Raw genomic sequence first — 18,398 nt, forward strand, 5'->3', positions numbered from 1 at the left:
TTAAGAGAATATGCATGCAAAGCTACGATATTATTATTGCAGGTGGGGGAATGGTCGGCCTCGCAGTCGCGTGTGGACTTAAAGATTCAGGGCTCAGCGTTGCCATCTTGGAGCAAGGAGCCGCCCCCAGCTTTACCCCTCAGGACCCGCTATCGGTGCGCGTCTCAGCAATAAACCGCGCAAGTCAACGGTTGTTGGAGAAACTGGATGTTTGGCAGGATATCCTGCAAATGCGTGCCAGCTGTTATCACGGTATGAAAGTGTGGGAAAAAGATAGCTTCGGCCAAATAGCCTTTGATGATGGTGAACTGGGCGGCCACGGCTTAGGGTATATCATCGAAAATTCCGTGCTGCACACGGCTCTATGGCGTAAAGCAGAAAAACTGTCGCATATTACGCTTATTCCCAATGCCGCACTGGTACAGACTGCCTTCGGCGACAACGAAACGTTCGTCAGCTTACAAGACGGCAGCATGATGACGGCGCGCTTGATGGTGGCCGCAGATGGAGCCCATTCTTGGCTCAGAGGTAAGGCCGATATTCCGCTGACGTTCTGGGATTATAAGCATCACGCGTTGGTCGCCAACATCCGTACCGAACAACCTCACCAAGGTATTGCCCGGCAGGTCTTCCACGGCGAAGGGATCCTAGCCTTTCTTCCTTTTGAAGATCCGCATTGTTGTTCGATTGTCTGGTCGACCGAACCGCAAATGGCGAAAAAGCTTAGCCTAATGGATGAATCGTTATTTTGTCAGCAACTGGCCGTCACCTTCGATATGCAATTAGGACCTTGTACCCTAAGCAGTGAACGTAAAACGTTCCCGTTAACCGCGCGTTACGCACGACAATTTGCTAGCCATCGGCTCGTGTTAGTGGGCGATGCGGCACATACCATTCATCCGCTGGCGGGTCAGGGCGTTAACTTAGGCTTTATGGATGCTGCAGAGCTAATCGGTCAGCTCATTCGCCTACAGCAAGAGGGCAAAGATATTGGTCAACATCTGTATCTGCGTCGCTACGAACGCCTTCGTAAGCTGAGTGCGGCAAAAATGCTGGCGAGTATGCAAAGCTTTCAAGACCTCTTTGCCGGACAACATCCGCTGAAAAAAATGGTTCGTGATATCGGCTTAACCCTTGCGGATAAGCTACCCGGCATTAAACCACAGCTGATCAAGCAAGCCTTGGGCGAACACGATCTGCCCGAGTGGCTGCGAAAATAGAAGGAGGGGAGATGGCGCACCGTACAATCGTAATCGGTAACAATACGGCACTGCTTGTCGTCGATGTTCAAAACGACTTTCTACCACAGGGAGCGCTAGCGGTGCCTCGGGGGGATGAGGTGATCCCGGTGATTAATCGCATTGCTCCCTTATTCGAGCAGGTGGTGATTACCCAAGATTGGCATCCCGCTGGCCATTCCTCCTTTAGTTCCTCTCACCCGGAGCATCAAGATTACCAAGTGATTGATATGCCCTATGGCCCTCAATGCTTATGGCCGGATCACTGTATACAAGGGAGTGTCGGGGCCGAGTTATCCGATGATTTGTCCCTTCCTCATGCCAGATTGATTCTGCGTAAAGGAGTTCACCAATCCATCGACAGCTACTCTGCCTTTCTAGAGGCGGATCGCAGTACCTCAACCGGGCTTCTCGCTTGGCTACAAGCGCAGGGGATCGATCAGGTTGTGATAACAGGTCTTGCCACAGATTTCTGTGTCGCGTGGACGGCAATTGACGCTGCCCAAGCGGGGTTAGTCACTTGGGTGGTAGAGGATGCTTGCCGAGCGATCGATATTGACGGATCACTTCAACGCGCCAAGGTTGCGATGCAAGATGCCGGTGTGATTTTCCTCACATCTTGTCAGTTGCACCAAGGTTGTGAAAGCTGATTTATTCTAATTACTGACCATTTTTACCCCTAGATAAACTAATCCGAAAGGCAATATTTCGGAATAAGTTGACTCAGTAAAACGAGCAATCTCACTTATTAATATAAAAAAATGGCGAGTTATTTCGCCATTTACTCCCCTAATACGATGTTTTCGAGTATTTTTGCGTTCATAAATTCAATTGCCTTATTTTGGTGCGGTGCTATCTCGACCCCATTTCACCTTATAGCTAAGCGGGCGAATGAGTGTTAACGTGCAGTAAGGATAACGTTTGCGTTTCTGAATTCTAACGCCCGACCTATGCAAGCTAACTTACCGCGATTTTACGCGGCAGAAGGAGTGTTATGAGTCAACAAACCCCCCTCTTTGCACAACATCAAGCCAGCGGCGCCCGCATGGTCGATTTTCACGGATGGTTGATGCCACTACATTATGGTTCACAGCTCGATGAGCACCATGCCGTTCGTCGCTCCGCAGGAATGTTTGATGTCTCCCATATGACCATTGTCGACCTGACCGGCGCTCGCACCCGAGAATTTTTGCGTTATCTATTGGCCAATGATGTGGCGAAATTAACGCTTCCTGGTAAGGCGTTATATAGCGCTATGCTCAATGCTTCAGGGGGCGTTATCGATGACTTAATTGTCTATTTTATCGACGAGCAACACTTCCGTTTAGTGGTCAACTCTGCAACACGCGAAAACGATCTAGCTTGGATCTCAGAACAGGCTAAGGACTATGGTATTCAAATTGATGAACGACGAGACTTAGCTCTTATCGCGGTACAAGGCCCCGAGGCAATAGAGAAAACCCAGTCGGTAATGAGCGCTGAACAGCGTGCCGCGGTGGCGGAACTTAAGCCCTTCTTCTCAGTGGAAAGTGGCGGTTGGTTTATCGCGACCACCGGCTACACCGGTGAACGTGGCTATGAAATCGCCGTACCGGCCGCACAAGCCGCGTCGTTATGGCAAGTACTGTTGGCTGTCGGGGTTAAACCGGCTGGTTTGGGAGCGCGTGATACCTTGCGCCTAGAGGCTGGATTGAATCTCTATGGGCAAGAGATGGATGAGTCCGTCACGCCGCTTGCGGCCAATATGGCTTGGACGGTGGCTTGGCAGCCGGAAGAACGAGAGTTCTTAGGGAGAGCGGCGCTTGAACGCCAACAAGTGCAGGGGATTGAAAAATTGGTTGGCTTGGTACTGCATGAGAAAGGCGTCCTCCGTAATGAATTACCGGTCTCCTTTACCGATATCAACGGCAATCCTCAGCAAGGCGTTATCACCAGCGGTTCTTTCTCTCCCACTTTGGGCTGCAGTATCGCGCTTGCACGGGTTCCTGCAACGATAGGAGATAAGGCGGTAGTCCTTATTCGCCAGCGTGAACTGCCGGTTTCCGTGACACAACCCTGCTTTGTTCGCGCAGGAAAATCATTGATTTAATACTGGAGAAAAAAATGAGCAATGTTCCACAATCATTAAAATATCGCGACAGCCATGAATGGGTCCGTCGAGAAGAGGATGGTTCTGTCACCGTGGGGATTACCGAGCATGCACAAAGTCTATTAGGCGATATGGTGTTCGTTGATTTACCTGAGGTGGGTCGCGAAGTCAGCGTGGGCGACGACTGTGCGGTTGCCGAATCAGTGAAGGCAGCCTCCGATATTTATGCGCCCCTGAGCGGGGAAATCGTTGCGATTAACGACGAACTCAATGATAGCCCTGAGCTGGTCAACACCTCACCTTACGAGGCTGGCTGGTTATTTAAAATCAAGATCAATAACGAAAACGAACTCGATCAATTACTTGATGCCGATGCCTACCAAAACTTGATCAATAAGTGAGTAAAACGATGACGCAAACACTCAGCCAGTTAGAACACCCAGATGCCTTCATTCGCCGCCATATCGGTCCGGATCTCGACCAACAAAAGCAGATGTTGCAGCAAATTGGCGCATCTGACTTGCCGACGTTGATTGCGTCTATCGTGCCTGAAAATATCCAATTATCCGCTTCGCCCCTTCAGCTGCCTTCGGCCAGCGAACATCAGGCGTTAGCAGAGCTGAAAGCTATCGCTGCAAAAAACCTCCGTTATAAATCGTGGATCGGAATGGGGTATAGCGCAGTCCTTACTCCACCGGTGATCCTACGCAACTTACTCGAGAATCCCGGATGGTACACGGCTTATACGCCATATCAACCAGAGGTCTCACAAGGAAGGCTCGAAGCATTACTTAATTTCCAGCAGGTCACGTTAGATCTCACGGGAATGGATGTTGCCTCTGCGTCATTACTTGACGAAGCTACGGCAGCGGCAGAAGCGATGGCGATGGCTAAACGCGTGAGTAAGCGTAAAAATGCTAACAAATTCTTTGTTGCCGAAGACATTCATCCTCAAACGCTTGATGTTATAAAAACCCGCGCTGAGACCTTTGGCTTTGAGTTGGTTATCGACCGTGCTGAGAGGGCGTTAGACCACCAAGATCTCTTTGGTATCTGTCTACAATATTGCGGGTCGCAGGGACAGTTGCATGACTATCGTCAACTGATTGCAGCGTTATCTCAGCAGGGCGTTGTCGTTGCCGTCGCCGCTGAATTTATGGCATTAGTCCTTCTCGAATCCCCGGGAAAATTAGGGGCTGATATCGTTTTTGGTTCTTCACAGCGTTTTGGGGTACCAATGGGTTACGGTGGACCCCATGCGGCATTCTTCGCGACCAAAGAGACATTTAAGCGAGCAATGCCGGGCCGTATCATCGGTGTTTCCCGTGATGTGCAAGGCAATATCGCGCTACGTATGGCGATGCAAACTCGTGAGCAGCATATCCGTCGTGAAAAAGCCAACTCCAATATCTGTACCTCACAGGTCCTCTTGGCGAATATCGCCGGAATGTACGCGGTGTGGCATGGTCCTAAAGGACTCGCACGGATCGCCCAGCGTATTCATCGTTATACAAAAATTCTCGCAAAAATCGTTCAAGATAATGGCTTAACCCTGCGTTACTCACAGTGGTTCGATACCTTAACGGTAGAGGTGTCTGATAAAGCCGAGGTGCTTAAGCGGGCAAAACAGCAGCATATCAATCTGCGTAGCGACCTTCACCATGCAGTGGGCATTACGCTGGATGAAACCACGCAACGGCAAGATATAATCGTTTTGTTGGAGGTCCTGTTAGGACGGAATATACCCATTGATCTCGACCAGGAAGATGATCATGTCAGCCAGCAAGCTATTATTCCACCTGCCTTACACCGCGAAACAGCTATTTTGACGCATCCGGTCTTCAATCAATATCACAGTGAAACGGAGATGCTGCGCTATCTTCACAAACTGGAGCGTAAAGACTTAGCACTCAATCAGGCGATGATCCCCCTAGGCTCCTGCACGATGAAGCTTAATGCCGTCGCCGAAATGTTACCTATTACTTGGCCGGAATTTGCCGATCTCCATCCGTTCTGCCCGACGAATCAAGCGGCGGGCTATTTGCAGATGATCGAACAACTCTCCGAATGGCTGATCACTCTGACCGGTTATGACGCGCTGTGTATGCAGCCTAATTCGGGTGCGCAAGGGGAATATGCCGGGCTGCTGGCGATTCGTCGCTACCATGAAAGCCGTCATCAAGCACAACGTCATCTCTGTCTTATCCCAGCCTCTGCCCATGGTACCAACCCCGCCTCTGCACAAATGGCTGGAATGGAAGTGGTGGTGGTCGCCTGTGATAAGCAAGGTAATATCGATCTCGAAGACCTACGTAGTAAGGCGAGCCAAGCGGCAGAACATATCTCCTGCATTATGGTCACCTATCCTTCGACCCATGGGGTTTACGAACAGACCATCCGTGAGGTCTGTGAGATTGTCCATCAGTACGGTGGGCAAGTCTATCTGGATGGGGCCAATATGAATGCGCAAGTGGGTATCACTACGCCAGGACATATCGGAGCGGATGTCTCCCACCTTAATCTACATAAAACATTCTGTATTCCACATGGCGGCGGTGGCCCCGGAATGGGGCCGATAGGCGTAAAAGCGCATCTCGCGTCGTTCGTTCCCGGGCACAGTATCGTCCAGTCGACGCTCCTCACCGAGCAAGGCGCAGTGACCGCGGCACCTTTCGGCAGTGCGTCGATTTTGCCAATTAGCTGGATGTATATCAGAATGATGGGAGGCGAGGGGCTAAAGCAAGCCAGCACCCTTGCCATCCTGAATGCCAACTATATTGCTAGCCGATTATCGTCGGACTATGACATTCTTTATACCGGGCCTGAAGGTAGGGTGGCGCACGAATGTATTCTTGATATTCGCCCTATCAAAGAACGAACGGGTATTAGCGAGATGGATATAGCCAAGCGATTGATTGACTATGGTTTTCACGCACCGACCATGTCTTTCCCGGTAGCGGGAACCTTGATGGTGGAGCCAACGGAGTCCGAAAGCTTGATTGAACTCGATCGATTTGTGAACGCGATGCTGGCTATCCGTCGTGAAATCGAGCAAGTAGCAGAAGGCGAGTGGCCATTGCACGATAACCCGCTGGTCAACGCTCCCCATATTCAGCAAGAACTGGTCAGTGACTGGCATCATGCCTATTCCCGTGAAACGGCCGTCTTCCCTGCGGGAGCCGAGAATAAATACTGGCCAACGGTCAAAAGAGTGGATGATGTCTACGGCGACCGTAATTTATCATGTTCCTGTGTACCGATCGCGGATTATCAATAACGCGTTTAACAGCCCTCTATCAAAGGGGCTGTTATACCTCTTCATAGTTTTATTTAAGCTTACATGTGTACTCTGAATTTATTCTCAGTTAGTCTAGTTATTCATTGGATGATAAAGGAGTTAACACACCTGTTATGGCTAAGACACAGATCCATTCTCCCGGATACTCATTGGCGGAAGAAATAGCAAACAGTGTAAGCCATGGCCTAGGTTGTCTTTTTGGTGTTGTCGGCTTAGTCCTGTTACTCGTTCAAGCGCTGCAGCGTGATGCCGATATCATCACCTTTGTGAGCTACAGCTTGTACGGCGGCAGTATAATTGTGCTGTTTCTTGCCTCGACGCTCTACCACGCTATCCCCAATCAACAGGCCAAACCCTGGTTAAAGAAAGTCGACCACTGTGCCATCTATTTACTTATTGCAGGCACTTACACGCCATTTCTGCTCGTCGGGTTGCGCTCGCCTTTGGCCGAAGGCCTGATGGTGGTGATTTGGTCACTGGCACTGTTGGGGATCGTCTTTAAATTGGTATTTGCCCATCGATTCAAAGTGCTATCGGTGGTGACATATCTACTAATGGGTTGGTTATCCTTGGTCGTGATCTACCAAATGGCGACTAAGCTCTCGGCGGCGAGTGTATGGTTGTTGGCAATTGGTGGGATCGTTTACTCATTAGGCGTGATTTTTTATGTAAATCGACGGATCCCCTTCAACCACGCGATATGGCATGCCTTTGTATTAGGCGGAGCAATTTGCCATTTTTGCGCAATCTATTTCTATATTCGGTAAGGACTCACACGGGTGTGAACCTTATGCCTAGTCAGCGTAAGAATTATTAACAGTAACCCCCTCAACGATTTGAGGGGGCAGGCATAAAGAAATTAAGCGTCGTCTAGCGAATAAGGCAGTGGCTGGATCCGTAATTCGCTTTTCTCATCCCCCTCGATACGGAACCGTTCTTCGCTACCTAAGTCGTTATTTAGGACAACTTGTACCCACAGTGTGTTAGGGGCAACCATTACTGAACAGAGCACGGTACCGGTTTTACGCCAATTTTCGCCCATTTGTAACGCGACTGCGCTTCCGGCGGCAATCGCTTGGTCGGCAGTACCGGCCAACCAATACAGTGCACGTTTATTGGCCCCTCGATACTTGGCGCGGGCGACCATCTCCTGGCCGCTGTAGCACCCTTTTTTGAAGCTAATCGCGTTCAATGCCTGGAGATTGGTGGCTTGGGGAATAAACTGCGCAGTGTTGGCGGCCTCGATCACCGGAATACCGGCGGCAATCTCCGCGGCCAGCCATCGCTGTTGCTCACTTATCGCCTCTGGCTTAGCACAAAGTAATATCTCTGCTTTAGCGGGATCCGTAATGACGATATAGCGAGGTTCAGGAGCGGCTAACCATAACAGCGACGTGGCACCTTCTCTTACAAGTGGTTGAGCCGCATCGGGGAGCTGTGAGAAGTGGTGGCTAAGGAAATCAGCGGCTTGGCTGCCCATTACCCCGAGTAGCATACGATTATCGTCGGCGGTGAAGGTAATCTTAGAAAATACCGCGTATTTTTTTATTTCAGTCAGCTGTTGTTCACGCACGTCGCGGCGCAATAGATAGCGATAGCCCTCGCCATCGTGAAATATACGCAGGTTACTCCACATCTTACCTTTAGCATCACAATGTGCGGCGAGTTGATGATCATTCTCGGCTAATTGGCTCAAATCTGCGGTAAGTTGACCTTGCAGATAGGCGGTGGCATCGGCGCCTTGAGCGGATACCAGCGCCCAATCTGTTAGCGTACAGAGAGCCAGCTCGGAATGATAGGCGGTAGTTGTGGGTTGAGAATTCATGACATCTCCTGTCGACCAACAGTGAAGGTGAAAGCGACTTAGGTCGCTTTACGAAATTGGTTTCATTATTCATTAAAGCGTAAAGCCTGAAAAGAGATTAGCAAGTACAAAAGTGCGAGCCAAGCCGAAGAGGTGGTGATTTGTACTGCCGTTCGACCTGTGGCTGCGGTACACTCTCTCCCTCTGGTTAAGGGTATAATAGAGGAATAGCGTGTGGACTTAGCAGAAATCAGTATTGAAGACACTTCTCGTATTCACTGGGCATGCCGTCGAGGTATGTTAGAACTGGATATTGCCGTTCGTCCTTTTTTCGAACACGAATATCACACCTTAACGGATGCGCAAAAGCGTACCTTTATTGCGCTGCTGAAGGCCGATGATCCTGATTTATTTAATTGGTTGATGGGCCATGGACAGCCAGCGAATGACGAACTCAACGCTATGGTCGAACTTATTCGGACACGTAACAGTGCACGCGGACCTGTGGCAAACTGAGATCCGCCCCTCGCGTTATGCCGTCATCGCGGTCAATGGCTGGGTGCTGTTCATCTTAGTCGTTATTGTCGCTTCGCCGTGGTTTGGGGTTTTTTATCTTCTTAAGCCCTTAGCAATTGCCGCGGTGATTTTTGAAAGGTCGCGCACGTTAACAAGGCTGTCATTACGGATAGGCTTACTGGGTATTGATAATCAAGAGACCTGGTACTGGCAGCAGCAACAGTGGCGACTTAGCGCGCCGCTCTGTTGGCTACCTTGGGGGGTGATGATCAGCTGGCGGTCGGCACAACAGACCCAGCACTTCTGGTTGATGGCGGATACCATGTCTGAAGAAGCGTGGCGTAACCTACGCTTCTATTGGCTGAAAGGCCGTCATCGACAATGGAAATAATCGCTACAACAACTCCGCGACCTCACTCAGGATCTGTTCGCACCAGTTTGCAATGCGCTCATCTGTCTCATCGAACTGATTCACATCATCTAAGGCGAGACCTACGAAGTGTTGCCCATCGGCAGTCAGTGGTTTTTGGCTAATAAACTCATAACCGGTAATTGGCCAATAGCCGATGAAAGAGACACCCTTAGGTTGCAATAAATCGTGCAGCATACCAAGAGCATCTAAAAACCATTCACTGTAACCGGCTTGGTCGCCCATCCCGTAGAGCGCAATAATCTTTCCAGACAGATCGAGATCAGCGAGTGTTTGCCACTGTGCCTCCCAATCTTCCTGTAGTTCGCCAAAGTCCCAGGTTGGCATACCCAAGATCAGTAGATCGTACTCGGTCATTGCAGAGAGGGGCTCATCCTTAACATTGTGTAAGGTCACCATCTCTTGGCCAATAAACTCTTGGATCTTTTCGGCGGCCATCTCGGTATAACAGGTACTTGAACCGTAAAATAACCCTATTTTCATACTTGATTGACTCTGAGGTTCCAATTCTGCGTTGAGTGTATCAGAAAGCATACAGCGAGGCGTAGTTGATGCATAATAGTGACCGTTTAGCGCAGGTAATCGGAAAACGAAGCAATGAAGAAATCGACGTCAACCCCGTTAATGGATCCCCTTCTAGAAGGCTTTATTGACCAATTGTGGATTGAGCGCAACTTAGCAGAGAACACCTTAGAGGCTTATCGCCGCGACCTTAAACAGCTGCTGGAATGGCTCGAGGCGCACCAATTAGCGCTTCTTACTGTGAGCGCTCCCGAGTTACAAGGTTTCTTGGCGGAGAAACTCGAAGGGGGCTATCGGGCAACCAGTTCCGCCCGGCAGCTCAGTGCGATGCGTCAGCTTTTTCAATATCTTTACCGGGAACAACTGCGACTCGATGATCCGAGTGCATTACTCTCTTCCCCGAAATTACCGCAACGACTGCCCAAGGATCTGAGTGAAGCACAGGTTGCTCGCCTGCTCGAAGCACCCTCCACCGAAATCCCGCTCGAGCTTCGCGATAAAGCGATGATCGAACTGCTTTACGCGACGGGATTACGAGTATCTGAGTTGACTGGACTAACCCTAAGTGATCTCAGCTTACGCCAGGGAGTGGTAAGAATTTTGGGGAAAGGAAATAAGGAGCGACTGGTGCCGTTGGGAGAAGAGGCAATCCATTGGCTAGAAAATTATCTCGAACATGGCCGACCTTGGCTGATTAATGGTGCAAAAATTGATATAGTCTTCCCCAGTAATCGCGGGCAGCAAATGACTCGGCAAACATTTTGGCATCGGATCAAACATTATGCCCTAATCGCCGGCATTGATAGCGCTAAGCTCTCGCCCCATGTGCTGCGCCACGCCTTTGCGACACACTTGCTCAATCACGGCGCGGATTTACGCGTCGTACAAATGCTACTCGGTCACAGCGACCTCTCGACGACACAAATTTATACGCATGTTGCCAATGAAAGACTTCGTCAACTGCATCAACAGCATCACCCACGCGCCTAGCGGGGTGTTCAATAAGGATAAGGAAATGCTGAAGAAATCATTACTCTCTATGGTCGCGTTATGCGCACTCTTTTCCAGCGCCAGTTACGCCAACAATGCAGCGATCATCCAATCATTAACTAAATTAGGCGTAAGTATCAGCGATATCCAGCCTTCACCGTTATCCGGCGTCAGCACAGTCTTAACCGATAATGGTGCGCTCTATGTTACTGATGACGGCAAGCAGATGATCCAAGGCCCACTTTACGACATCAGCGGTAAAACCCCGGTTAACGTTACTTTCCAAACGTTAGACAAGAAAGTGGAAGCACTGGTACCGGAAATGATTGTCTATAAAGCGCCGAAAGAGCAGCACGTTGTCACAGTGTTCACCGATATTACCTGTGGCTACTGCCATAAGTTACACCAACAAATCTCAGACTATAACGCGTTAGGGATCACTGTCCGCTATCTGGCGTTCCCGCGGGAAGGCATGCAGGGTGACGTCGCAAAAGCGATGAAGAATGTGTGGTGCGCCAAAGACCGTAAAGCGGCCTTTGATGCGGCGATGGGCGGTAAAACGCCTGCAGCCGCCAGCTGCAATATCGATATCGGTAAACAGTATCAATTAGGGCTGTTATATGGCATTCAGGGGACACCGGCGATCCTTACCAAAAACGGTGTCATGATCCCCGGCTATCAAGGTCCTAACGAGCTAAAACAGTATCTGGATCGTATCAACGCAGGATAATCCCTTGTCTTCACGCGCTAACCCTGAACTACAACGACGTCAGCCACAGGCTGACGTTGAGCTTTCGGCTGCCATTCACCCTTTACTGCAACAATTGTATCGGCAGCGAGGCATTACTGACGCTGCGCAACTGGAGCGGGGCGCGAATTATCTGCTGCCCCCTCAGGGATTGACCGGCATCGATCGGGCTGTGCAGTTATTACACCAAGCCATGAGTGATAACCGTCATATCATGGTGGTCGGTGACTTTGATGCGGACGGTGCCACCAGTACCGCGCTATCTGTGTTGGCATTACAACAGTTTGGCGCACAACGGGTCAGCTATCTGGTACCTAATCGGTTTGAGCAAGGCTATGGGCTCAGCCCCGAGGTCGTCGACCTGGCTCATGCTCGCCAAGCGCAACTCATTTTTACCGTTGATAACGGTATCTCTTCGGTTAGCGGAGTGGAGCGCGCCACGCAGTTAGGCATCCCCGTTATTATTACCGACCACCATCTTCCCGGCGAGGTATTACCTGCAGCGGCGGCGATGGTAAACCCAAATCTATCGGATGCTACCTTCCCGTCGAAGAATTTGGCTGGGGTGGGCGTGGCATTTTATGTGATGCTCGCACTGCGAGCTTATTTACGCGAGCAGGGCTGGTTTATCGGGACGCCCCCCAATCTTGCCGACTTATTGGATCTGGTGGCGCTCGGTACGGTCGCGGATGTGGTGCCGCTCGATGCCAATAACCGAATACTGGTGTGGCAGGGCCTACAGCGAATTCGTGCCGGTAAGTGTCGTCCAGGGATCCGGGCTCTGCTTGAGGTCAGCCAACGACAAGCTTCACGTCTTAACGCCAGCGATCTTGGTTTTGCCTTAGGCCCACGGCTCAACGCGGCGGGGCGGCTCGACGATATGTCCCATGGCGTCGAATTACTGATTACCGAGAGCGAGCCACAAGCTCGGATGTTAGCGACTGAACTCGACGCCCTCAACCAGACCCGCAAAGAGATTGAACAGGGGATGCAACAAGAGGCGTTGTTGATCTGTGAGCAGCTCGAAAAGCAGCAACATCTCCCGAGCGGCTTAGCGTTCTACCATCCAGAATGGCATCAGGGGGTGGTGGGTATTGTCGCTTCCCGACTGAAAGAGCGTTTTCATCGACCCGTCATTGCCTTCGCCCCAGCTGGCGATGGTACCTTAAAAGGATCGGGCCGCTCGATTACCGGCCTGCACTTACGTGATGTGCTCGAACGCCTTGATAGCCAACATCCCGGATTAATCCTTAAGTTTGGTGGCCATGCGATGGCGGCAGGATTGAGTTTAGCGGAAGAACAGTTCCCGCGCTTTCGTGACTGTTTTGCACAATTGGTCACAGAGTGGCTGGATAGCGATGCCCTACAAGGCGTGATCTGGTCTGATGGCGAGCTCGGCGCACAACACCTCAACGTTGAGACGGCGGAGATGCTGAGAAACGCAGGCCCCTGGGGGCAAAGTTTTCCAGAGCCAATGTTTGATGGCGAATTTAAACTTTTGCAACAACGGTTAGTCGGGCAGAAACATCTAAAGCTACTGCTCGAACCAGTAGAGGGGGGGCCACTGATTGACGGCATTGCCTTTAACGTCGATCTACGTCAATGGCCCGATCCCAGCATTCAGCGGGCGACCTTAGCCTACAAATTGGATGTGAATGAGTATCGCGGGCAACGTAGCGCACAATTATTAGTCGAATACCTCTGGCCAAAAGCCTAAAAAGAGGTTACACGCTGGGGGGAGTTTCGGGTAGAATCTCCCCCCTCTGTATTACTTTTTTATCTTCAACTTAAGACAACAAACCATGTTTGAAATCAATCCGATAAAAAATCGTATTCAAGACCTTACCGAGCGCAGCGATGTTCTTCGGGGGTACCTTTGACTATGATGCAAAAAACGAGCGTTTAGAAGAAGTTAACGCTGAACTTGAACAATCTGATGTCTGGAACGAACCCGACCGGGCGCAAGCGCTAGGCAAAGAGCGTTCCTCCTTAGAAGCGATTGTCGAAACCTTCGACCTGCTCGCCCAAGGACTTGAGGATGTCAGCGGGTTAGTCGAATTAGCGGTCGAAGCCGATGACGAAGAAACCTTTAATGAGGCGGTCGTTGAGCTGGATGCGCTCGATAAGAAACTGGCTGAATTAGAGTTCCGTCGCATGTTCTCTGGCGAATACGACAGTGCCGATTGTTATATTGACCTTCAAGCAGGTTCAGGCGGAACTGAGGCTCAGGATTGGGCAAACATGTTGTTACGGATGTACCTGCGCTGGGCGGAAGCGAAAGGGTTTAAAACTGAAATCATCGAAGTCTCGGACGGCGATGTGGCAGGGATCAAATGCGCGACGGTGAAAATTATCGGTGACTACGCCTTCGGCTGGTTAAGAACCGAAACAGGCGTTCACCGTCTAGTCCGTAAAAGTCCGTTCGATTCGGGAGGTCGTCGTCATACCTCCTTCAGCTCGGCCTTTATCTATCCTGAAGTGGATGATGATATCGATATTGAGATCAATCCAGCCGATCTGCGCATCGATGTCTATCGTGCCTCTGGGGCGGGGGGACAGCACGTTAACCGGACCGAGTCCGCGGTACGGATCACGCACCTTCCTAGCGGTACCGTCACCCAGTGTCAGAATGATCGCTCTCAGCATAAAAACAAAGACCAAGCGATGAAGCAGATGAAAGCGAAGCTGTATGAGCTGGAAATGCAAAAGAAAAATGCTGAGAAACAGGTGATGGAAGATAACAAATCCGATATTGGCTGGGGCAGTCAGATTCGATCCTATGTGCTCGACGATTCGCGGATTAAAGATCTTCGTACCAGTGTTGAAACTCGCAATACGCAGGCCGTCCTCGATGGCGATTTAGACCGATTTATTGAAGCTAGCTTGAAAGCTGGCCTATAAGGAACCTTTATGTCAGAACAAACCCCCGCGCCGGCGGATCTCGCCCTCGAACTGAATAATGAACTGAGCGCACGCCGTGAAAAGCTAGACGCCCTGCGTGAGAAAGGAAATCCGTTCCCGAACGACTTCCGCCCAACCGATCGCTCTGATGCGCTGCACCAACGTCACGACGAGCAGAGCCAAGAAGAGTTAGAAGATCTCGGTATCGACGTGATGGTAGCAGGCCGGATGATGACTCGCCGTATCATGGGCAAAGCCTCTTTTGCCACGCTGCAAGATGTCGGCGGCCGTATTCAGCTTTACGTTTCCCGCGATGATCTGCCTGAAGGCTATTACAACGAACAATTTAAAAAATGGGACCTTGGCGATATTCTTGGCGCCCGCGGCAAGCTATTCAAAACTAAAACCGGTGAGCTGTCTATCCACTGCAGCGAACTACGTCTGCTGACCAAAGCGCTGCGTCCATTGCCTGATAAGTTCCACGGCCTAGCAGACCAAGAGACACGCTATCGTCAACGTTACTTGGACCTAATTGCCAACGAAGAATCACGCCATACCTTCCAAATTCGCTCTAAAATCATGGCTGGCGTGCGTCAATTTATGGTTGACCGTGACTTTATGGAAGTGGAAACCCCGATGATGCAAGTCATCCCGGGCGGTGCCTCCGCGCGTCCTTTTATTACGCATCACAATGCGCTCGATATCGACATGTATCTGCGTATCGCCCCAGAGCTGTACCTGAAGCGTTTGGTGGTAGGTGGCTTTGACCGCGTCTTCGAAATCAACCGTAACTTCCGCAACGAAGGTATCTCTCCGCGTCATAACCCAGAGTTCACCATGATGGAACTCTATATGGCCTATGCGGATTACCGCGATCTGATCGAACTCACCGAAAGCCTGTTCCGTACCTTGGCTCAAGATGTATTGGGTACCACAGAAGTGGCGTACGGCGAGCAAACCTTCGATTTCGGTAAGCCATTCGATAAGTTAACGATGCGTGAAGCGATCAAGAAATATCGTCCAGAGACCGAATTAACCGATCTGGAAGATTTCGATAAAGCGGTAGCCATCGCGCAATCCATCGGAATAAAAGTCGAGAAAAGCTGGGGCCTAGGCCGGGTGGTCACGGAAATCTTTGAAGAGACCGCCGAAGCGCAACTGATTCAACCAACCTTCATCACCGAATACCCGGCAGAAGTCTCACCACTGGCCCGCCGTAACGACGAGAACCCAGAGATCACCGATCGCTTCGAGTTCTTTATTGGCGGACGGGAGATCGGTAACGGCTTCTCCGAGCTTAACGATGCCCAAGACCAAGCAGAACGCTTCTTGCAGCAAGTTAACGCCAAAGACGCAGGGGATGACGAAGCGATGTTCTATGATGAAGATTATGTCACCGCACTGGAACACGGTTTGCCACCAACGGCAGGTTTAGGTATCGGTATTGACCGTATGGTGATGCTGTTCACAAATAGCCATACCATCCGCGATGTCATCCTCTTCCCAGCACTGCGACCTGGCAGCAAATAAGCCTCGACGCTACATCAATCTGTTGAACCCGCTCCGGCGGGTTTTTTTATGCCTATTGATTACCAAAATTTATAGAAAAAATGTAAATTTTTTGAAATTAGGAATTAATCTGTAGTAATTATTCTGTTCTAATATTAATGTCTTTGATGATTTTTACAAAACTCTACTTATAAGTAGATAAATATTGACAATCATGAATATAAAAAATCCTTATATCCATGCCTGATGTTTATAAATAGGAATGTTCCTGTATTAAGTCTTTTAAAATTGAAAAAGTTAATATCTTGCTGATGATTTTTATTACATATAATAGTGAGATCACTCTTTTTTTTAAAAATAAATCCTTTGGAATCGATGTGTTGTGGGTTGACTGGTAGCTCTAAGCCAGGGGCGGTAGCGTGCAAAATTAGTGGTGGATATGTAATAAAGATGTTAATTAATATATTGGGCGGGATATCTAGTCGATAAGAAAAATGATTAATTATTAGTGCTACTTGATTTTTTGTCTTGACTATATATTTCATAATGAAATTTTATACTTATCTTTATCCCCAATTCAGAACGATACAAAAAAATAATTATATGCATTAGATAAAATTACACATTCGATGTATTGATAAGTTAAACAGCATTGTGCAGATTCGGCCTCAATAACGATTTTTATGGCTCAACAATTTATGAAAATGAGGGCTGCCTTACAAACTCTAGTGATAGGGCAGCGATTAATCCACTTAATCGAATAGAACTTGATGAAAAAATTCTCACTTAAATTCTCTGCGGCGGCAGTGCTAACAGTGTTTCTCAGTGGTTGTACAATAGTTCCTGGACAGGGACTAACGACCTTAGGAAAAGATTCCGCGCAGTCCTCCGATGCAGATAATGATTATGATTGGGGCAAATTAGTCGAAGTGTATCCGGTAACACCTAAGCTCATCGAAAGACTTCGTCCATCACCAGTGACCTCACAATCTAATCCTAAGCTTGATGCGCTGCTGCGCGATTATCAATACCGAATTGGGCCTGGGGATGTGTTAATGGTTACTGTCTATGATCATCCGGAGCTAACAAACCCCGCAGGGACTTATCGTAGCGCTAGTGATACCGGTAACTGGGTAGGGGCAGATGGTACTATCTTCTATCCGTACATTGGCAAAGTTTACGTTGTGGGTAAAACCCTTGCAGAAGTGCGCCAACAAATAGCCAGACGCTTATCTCAATATGTTGAAAGCCCACAAGTCGATGTCGCCGTCGCCGCATTCCGCTCGCAAAAAGCGTATGTGACGGGGGAAGTGGCAAAGTCTGGGCAACAAGCAATCACCAATATACCTTTGACCGTCGTAGATGCAATAAATGCCGCAGGCGGTTTTGCTGAAAATGCTGATTGGCGACATGTGGTGTTAACCCATAACGGCAAAGATACAGTGTTATCGATGCAAGCACTGATGCAGCATGGTGATTTACAACAGAATAGATTGATGTATCCGGGAGATATTTTATTTGTCCCTCGTAACGATGACCAAAAAGTCTTTGTTATTGGGGAAGTAGGTGAACAGTCTACCCTTAAAATGGATCGTAGTGGAATGACTTTGGCTGAAGCTTTAGGTAGTGCAAAAGGCTTGAATCAACAGTATGCCGATGCATCAGGTATCTTTGTTATTCGCCAAAAGCCTACAGATAAAAGAGGGCATATTGCCAATATCTACAGATTAAATGCCAAAGATGCATCGACAATGGTGATGTCTACAGAATTTGAACTACAACCTTACGATATTGTTTATGTAACGACTGCACCAATCGTCCGCTGGAACCGTGTGTTAACTCAGATACTACCGACAATTACAAGTGTACATGATATGACAGAAACCGTTAATTACTACAAGGACCTGAAGTAATTATGTTCAATTCAATACTTGTTGTTTGTACAGGAAATATCTGCCGCTCTCCAACAGGGGAGCGGCTGTTAAAAAAATACTTACCGGGCTTAACCATTGACTCAGCGGGTACAGGAGCATTGGAGAACCATACCGCAGATGACACTGCAAACTTAGTCGCTACAGAAAAAGGGGTATCGCTGGATGGACATAAAGGTAAGCAATTCACATCTGAGTTAGCTCAACACTATGACCTTATTTTAGTTATGGAAAAATGTCATCAAGAAGCTGTGACGCGAATCGCTCCTGAAGCGAGAGGTAAAACGATGTTATTTGGTCACTGGATGGATCACAAACAAATTCCAGACCCTTACAGACAAAGTCGAGAAGCTTTTGAACACGTCTACCGACTAATCGAACAATCAGCAACTGCTTGGGCTGTCAAACTGGGAAAAAAATAG

General features: G+C 49.2%; 17 protein-coding genes. 15 read left to right on the forward strand and 2 right to left on the reverse strand.

Translation table 11 applies throughout. The annotated features are described in order from the left end of the window. Positions 1-14: 14 nt before the first annotated feature. The 6 genes from ubiI to trhA all read left to right on the forward strand — a co-directional run bounded on the left by ubiI (position 15) and on the right by trhA (position 7,392). Entirely contained in the window at positions 15-1,220 is a 1,206-nt protein-coding gene (ubiI, locus tag BMX14_RS04355; protein ID WP_092673324.1) for an FAD-dependent 2-octaprenylphenol hydroxylase, read from the forward strand. Positions 1,221-1,231: 11 nt separating this feature from the next. Continuing rightward, complete coding sequence (pncA, locus tag BMX14_RS04360) at positions 1,232-1,888, forward strand: bifunctional nicotinamidase/pyrazinamidase (RefSeq protein ID WP_092673327.1); 657 nt, start codon at positions 1,232-1,234, stop codon at positions 1,886-1,888. A gap of 344 nt (positions 1,889-2,232) precedes the next feature. Continuing rightward, positions 2,233-3,327: a glycine cleavage system aminomethyltransferase GcvT gene (gene gcvT / locus BMX14_RS04365; protein WP_092673330.1), complete on the forward strand. Its 1,095-nt coding sequence runs from the start codon at positions 2,233-2,235 to the stop codon at positions 3,325-3,327. 14 nt (positions 3,328-3,341) lie between these two features. Further along, positions 3,342-3,728, forward strand: a complete 387-nt coding sequence (gene gcvH / locus BMX14_RS04370) for a glycine cleavage system protein GcvH (protein ID WP_092673333.1) — start codon at positions 3,342-3,344, stop codon at positions 3,726-3,728. 8 nt (positions 3,729-3,736) lie between these two features. Next, on the forward strand, positions 3,737-6,604 hold the full coding sequence (gene gcvP / locus BMX14_RS04375; protein ID WP_092673336.1) for an aminomethyl-transferring glycine dehydrogenase: 2,868 nt from the start codon (positions 3,737-3,739) through the stop codon (positions 6,602-6,604). Positions 6,605-6,738: 134 nt separating this feature from the next. Next, positions 6,739-7,392 (forward strand): PAQR family membrane homeostasis protein TrhA, encoded by a 654-nt coding sequence (gene trhA / locus BMX14_RS04380; protein ID WP_092673339.1) that lies wholly within the window; start codon positions 6,739-6,741, stop codon positions 7,390-7,392. A gap of 92 nt (positions 7,393-7,484) precedes the next feature. On the opposite strand, the gene ygfZ is transcribed toward trhA, so the two are convergent. Next, positions 7,485-8,450, reverse strand: a complete 966-nt coding sequence (gene ygfZ / locus BMX14_RS04385) for a tRNA-modifying protein YgfZ (RefSeq protein WP_092673342.1) — start codon at positions 8,448-8,450, stop codon at positions 7,485-7,487. A 228-nt stretch (positions 8,451-8,678) separates the two neighbouring features. On the opposite strand from ygfZ, the gene sdhE reads away from it, so the two are divergent. Next, positions 8,679-8,945, forward strand: a complete 267-nt coding sequence (sdhE, locus tag BMX14_RS04390) for an FAD assembly factor SdhE (RefSeq protein ID WP_092673459.1) — start codon at positions 8,679-8,681, stop codon at positions 8,943-8,945. Next, complete coding sequence (locus BMX14_RS04395) at positions 8,920-9,336, forward strand: protein YgfX (protein ID WP_177173076.1); 417 nt, start codon at positions 8,920-8,922, stop codon at positions 9,334-9,336. Before sdhE ends, BMX14_RS04395 begins: the two co-directional genes overlap by 26 nt. A gap of 3 nt (positions 9,337-9,339) precedes the next feature. Here the strand turns inward: BMX14_RS04395 and fldB are convergent, their stop codons facing one another. After that, entirely contained in the window at positions 9,340-9,858 is a 519-nt protein-coding gene (fldB, locus tag BMX14_RS04400; RefSeq protein WP_092673348.1) for a flavodoxin FldB, read from the reverse strand. A 141-nt stretch (positions 9,859-9,999) separates the two neighbouring features. Between fldB and xerD the strand changes: the two genes are divergently transcribed. The 7 genes from xerD (at position 10,000) to BMX14_RS04440 (ending at position 18,398) form a co-directional block, all read left to right on the forward strand. Beyond that, positions 10,000-10,887: a site-specific tyrosine recombinase XerD gene (xerD, locus tag BMX14_RS04405; RefSeq protein ID WP_092673462.1), complete on the forward strand. Its 888-nt coding sequence runs from the start codon at positions 10,000-10,002 to the stop codon at positions 10,885-10,887. 28 nt (positions 10,888-10,915) lie between these two features. Continuing rightward, positions 10,916-11,617 carry a bifunctional protein-disulfide isomerase/oxidoreductase DsbC gene (gene dsbC / locus BMX14_RS04410; RefSeq protein WP_092673465.1) on the forward strand — a complete coding sequence of 234 codons (702 nt, stop codon included), beginning with the start codon at positions 10,916-10,918 and terminating at the stop codon, positions 11,615-11,617. A gap of 4 nt (positions 11,618-11,621) precedes the next feature. Continuing rightward, complete coding sequence (gene recJ, locus BMX14_RS04415; RefSeq protein WP_092673351.1) at positions 11,622-13,352, forward strand: single-stranded-DNA-specific exonuclease RecJ; 1,731 nt, start codon at positions 11,622-11,624, stop codon at positions 13,350-13,352. 85 nt (positions 13,353-13,437) lie between these two features. Then, a protein-coding gene (prfB, locus tag BMX14_RS04420) for a peptide chain release factor 2 (protein WP_143056383.1) occupies positions 13,438-14,536 on the forward strand; the annotation gives its coding sequence in 2 pieces (ribosomal slippage) (positions 13,438-13,512 and positions 13,514-14,536; 1,098 coding nt in all). A gap of 9 nt (positions 14,537-14,545) precedes the next feature. After that, positions 14,546-16,066, forward strand: coding sequence for a lysine--tRNA ligase (gene lysS, locus BMX14_RS04425; RefSeq protein ID WP_092673353.1), 1,521 nt, complete (start codon positions 14,546-14,548; stop codon positions 16,064-16,066). Between the two features lie 749 nt (positions 16,067-16,815). After that, positions 16,816-17,958 carry a polysaccharide export protein gene (locus BMX14_RS04435; protein WP_092673358.1) on the forward strand — a complete coding sequence of 381 codons (1,143 nt, stop codon included), beginning with the start codon at positions 16,816-16,818 and terminating at the stop codon, positions 17,956-17,958. 2 nt (positions 17,959-17,960) lie between these two features. Continuing rightward, entirely contained in the window at positions 17,961-18,398 is a 438-nt protein-coding gene (locus tag BMX14_RS04440; RefSeq protein WP_092673361.1) for an arsenate reductase/protein-tyrosine-phosphatase family protein, read from the forward strand.

The sequence above is a fragment of the Rosenbergiella nectarea genome (assembly GCF_900111105.1).
GTDB classification, from domain to species: domain Bacteria; phylum Pseudomonadota; class Gammaproteobacteria; order Enterobacterales; family Enterobacteriaceae; genus Rosenbergiella; species Rosenbergiella nectarea.